Annotated in this window: 3 protein-coding genes and 1 pseudogene; 2 read left to right on the top strand and 2 right to left on the bottom strand. The window is 69.7% G+C overall.

Features of this window, described 5'->3' with window-relative positions:
* Positions 1-137 (top strand): annotated as a pseudogene (locus EF918_RS09760) (ATP-binding protein); the annotation flags it as partial.
* 165 nt (positions 138-302) lie between these two features.
* Here EF918_RS09760 and EF918_RS09755 read toward each other — a convergent pair.
* On the bottom strand, positions 303-497 hold the full coding sequence (locus EF918_RS09755; RefSeq protein ID WP_125643816.1) for an acyl-CoA carboxylase subunit epsilon: 195 nt from the start codon (positions 495-497) through the stop codon (positions 303-305).
* Between the two features lie 15 nt (positions 498-512).
* Entirely contained in the window at positions 513-2,096 is a 1,584-nt protein-coding gene (locus EF918_RS09750; protein ID WP_125643814.1) for an acyl-CoA carboxylase subunit beta, read from the bottom strand.
* A 241-nt stretch (positions 2,097-2,337) separates the two neighbouring features.
* Between EF918_RS09750 and EF918_RS09745 the strand changes: the two genes are divergently transcribed.
* Positions 2,338-2,955, top strand: coding sequence for a YceI family protein (locus tag EF918_RS09745; protein WP_125643812.1), 618 nt, complete (start codon positions 2,338-2,340; stop codon positions 2,953-2,955).
* Positions 2,956-3,052 lie beyond the last annotated feature (97 nt).

Genomic DNA, 3,052 nt, shown 5'->3' with positions numbered 1-3,052 from the left:
CCCCCGAAGAAGTCCGCGAAGCACTCCAGATCGGCCCCGACGCCCCCATCATCACCACCGACGCCCGCCACCGCGCCGACGCCAAGAGCGCCCTCATCACGCTCGTCGAACACGCACTGATGGCACGCCTGCGGTAGCGGCCCCGGTCACGGTGTCCGGGAGGGCCCCTCGTGCGCTCAGGAGCGCACGAGGGGCCCTTCTGTCGTACCGGGGGGACGTCCGGAAGGACAGGGACGTGCGGAAATGCCGAAGGCCCCGCACCCTGGTCGGGTGCGGGGCCTTTCGGAAGCGGGGCGGGGTGCTCAGCCCTGCCAGCTGTGGGGGGCGCGGAAGCCCGGGGTGCGCTCCAGGCGGCGCCAGCCGGCCGTGGAGCGGGGTCGGGCCGAGGGGATGTCGGGGGTGGACGCGGCGCGGGCCAGCAGGATCGCGGTGATCGCGGCCAGCTCCTCGGGCTCGGCGTGGCCCTTTTCGACGCGCAGCAGCATGTCGGTGCTCATCGGTGGCGTGTCTCCTTACTGCGGCGGGTTGCCGTGCTTGCGGGACGGCAGGTCGGCGTGCTTGTTGCGGAGCATCGAGAGGGCCGCGATGAGGGTGCCGCGGGTCTCGGTCGGGTCGATCACGTCGTCCACGAGGCCGCGCTCGGCCGCGTAGTACGGGTGCATCAGCTCGGCCTTGTACTCCTTGACCATGCGGGCGCGCATGGCCTCGGGGTCCTCGGCGTCGGCGATCTGCTTGCGGAAGATGACGTTGGCGGCGCCCTCGGCGCCCATGACGGCGATCTCGTTCGTCGGCCAGGCGTAGGTGATGTCCGCGCCGATGGACTGGGAGTCCATGACGATGTACGCGCCGCCGTAGGCCTTGCGGAGGATGAGGCTGATCCGCGGGACGGTGGCGTTGCAGTAGGCGTAGAGGAGCTTGGCGCCGTGGCGGATGATGCCGCCGTGCTCCTGGCTGACGCCCGGGAGGAAGCCGGGGACGTCCAGCAGCGTGATGATCGGGATGTTGAACGCGTCGCACATCTGGACGAAGCGGGCGCCCTTTTCCGAGGCCTCGATGTCCAGGACTCCGGCGAGGTGGCCGGGCTGGTTGGCGATGATGCCCACGACCTGGCCGTCCATCCGCGCCAGGGCGCAGATGATGTTGCGGGCCCAGCGCTCGTGGATCTCCAGGACGTCGCCGTCGTCGACGAGCTCCTCGATGACCTTGAGCATGTCGTACGGGCGGTTGCCGTCGGCGGGGACCAGGTCCAGCAGGACGTCCGAGCGGCGGTCGGCCGGGTCGTCGGTCTGGTGGACCGGCGGGTTCTCGCGGTTGTTCGACGGGAGCATCGAGATGAGGTAGCGGACCTCGGCGATGCAGGTCTCCTCGTCGTCGTACGCGAAGTGCGCCACGCCCGAGGTCTCGGCGTGCACGTCGGCGCCGCCGAGGCCGTTCTGGGTGATCTCCTCGCCGGTGACGGCGCGGACCACGTCGGGGCCGGTGATGAACATCTGCGAGGTCTCGCGGACCATGAAGACGAAGTCCGTGAGGGCCGGGCTGTACGCGGCGCCGCCGGCGCAGGGGCCGAGCATGACGGAGATCTGCGGGATGACGCCCGAGGCCTTGGTGTTGCGCTGGAAGATGCCGCCGTAGCCGGCGAGCGCCGAGACGCCCTCCTGGATCCGGGCGCCCGCGCCGTCGTTCAGCGACACCAGCGGCGCACCGGCCGCGATGGCCATGTCCATGATCTTGTGGATCTTCGTCGCGTGCGCCTCGCCCAGCGCCCCGCCGAAGATGCGGAAGTCGTGGGCGTAGACGAAGACCGTGCGGCCCTCGACGGTGCCCCAGCCCGTGATCACACCGTCGGTGTAGGGCTTCTTCGCCTCCAGACCGAAGCCCGAGGCCCGGTGCCGGCGCAGCTGCTCGACCTCCCGGAACGAACCCTCGTCCAGGAGGAGCGCGATCCGCTCCCGCGCGGTCAGCTTGCCCTTGGCGTGCTGCGCCTCGGTCGCCCGGTCACTCGGCCCGCGCCGCGCCTGCTCACGCAGAGAGTGCAGCTCGGCCACGCGCCCGCGGGCGTCCGTCGGCTCGCTCGGAGTCTGGTCCACAACGGTCATGTACCGACCTTACGAAGCGGACCAAGAAAAACCCTCCGTTGATTCCACACAGTCTCGAACCCGATCCGCTGTCCGGCCCGGACAGTGGGCCAAAAGGATGCATGGACATCACCAGTACGGACCATCGGCCTTTGTGGAACTTCCACAAAACCACCCGACACCATCCCGGGCTGTTGAAATTTGAACGGAATGGGTCTAGCGTCTTCCTTGTTGAAAGTTCAACCAATCCGAGGAGGAAGTCATGGGTCTCTTCACCCGCCGCACCGCGTCCCAGCCGACCGTCACCACCGCCACCGCCACCGTCGAGGTGGACCCGGCACTGGCCGCCCTCACCGGTGACTACGTGATCGACCCCAGCCACAGCAGCATCGGCTTCACCGTCCGCCACGCCATGGTCACCAACGTCCGCGGCAGCTTCGGGGAGCACGAGGGCCTGCTGCACCTCGACGGCAGCGACCCGGCGCGGTCCACGGCCCGCATCGACGTCCGCATCGGCTCCGTCAGCACCGGGATCGCCGACCGCGACGCCCACCTGCTCAGCAGCGACTTCTTCGACGCCGAGCTGTTCCCGCTCATGACGTTCCGGTCCACCGGGGCCGAGGCGCTCGGCGGCGACCGCTACCGGATCAGCGGCGACCTGACCATCAAGGACGTCACCCGCCCGCTCGCCATCGACCTGGAGTTCACCGGCTCCGCCACGGACGTCTACGGCAACGAGCGCGTCGGCTTCGAGGGCGGCGCCGAGATCCTGCGCTCCGACTGGGGCCTGACCTGGAACGCCGCGCTGGAGGCCGGCGGAGTCATGGTCAGCGACAAGGTGAAGCTGACCTTCGACATCTCCGCGATCAAGCAGGCCTGACGCACGGCCGGCGACCCGGCCCGGGGGCGGTCAGAAGCCGCCCCCGGGCCGGGTCGCCGGCCGTGCGTCAGGCCTGCTTGATCGCGGAGATGTCGAA

This window comes from Streptomyces sp. WAC06614 (assembly GCF_003949795.1).
Classification (GTDB): domain Bacteria; phylum Actinomycetota; class Actinomycetes; order Streptomycetales; family Streptomycetaceae; genus Streptomyces.
This window is presented reverse-complemented; position numbering and strand designations above follow the sequence as displayed.

Coding starts and splice junctions, on each gene's coding strand:
- EF918_RS09755 (WP_125643816.1), bottom strand. CDS start 497: ATGAGCACCGACATGCTGCTGCGCGTCGAAAAGGGCCACGCCGAGCCC.
- EF918_RS09750 (WP_125643814.1), bottom strand. CDS start 2,096: ATGACCGTTGTGGACCAGACTCCGAGCGAGCCGACGGACGCCCGCGGG.
- EF918_RS09745 (WP_125643812.1), top strand. CDS start 2,338: ATGGGTCTCTTCACCCGCCGCACCGCGTCCCAGCCGACCGTCACCACC.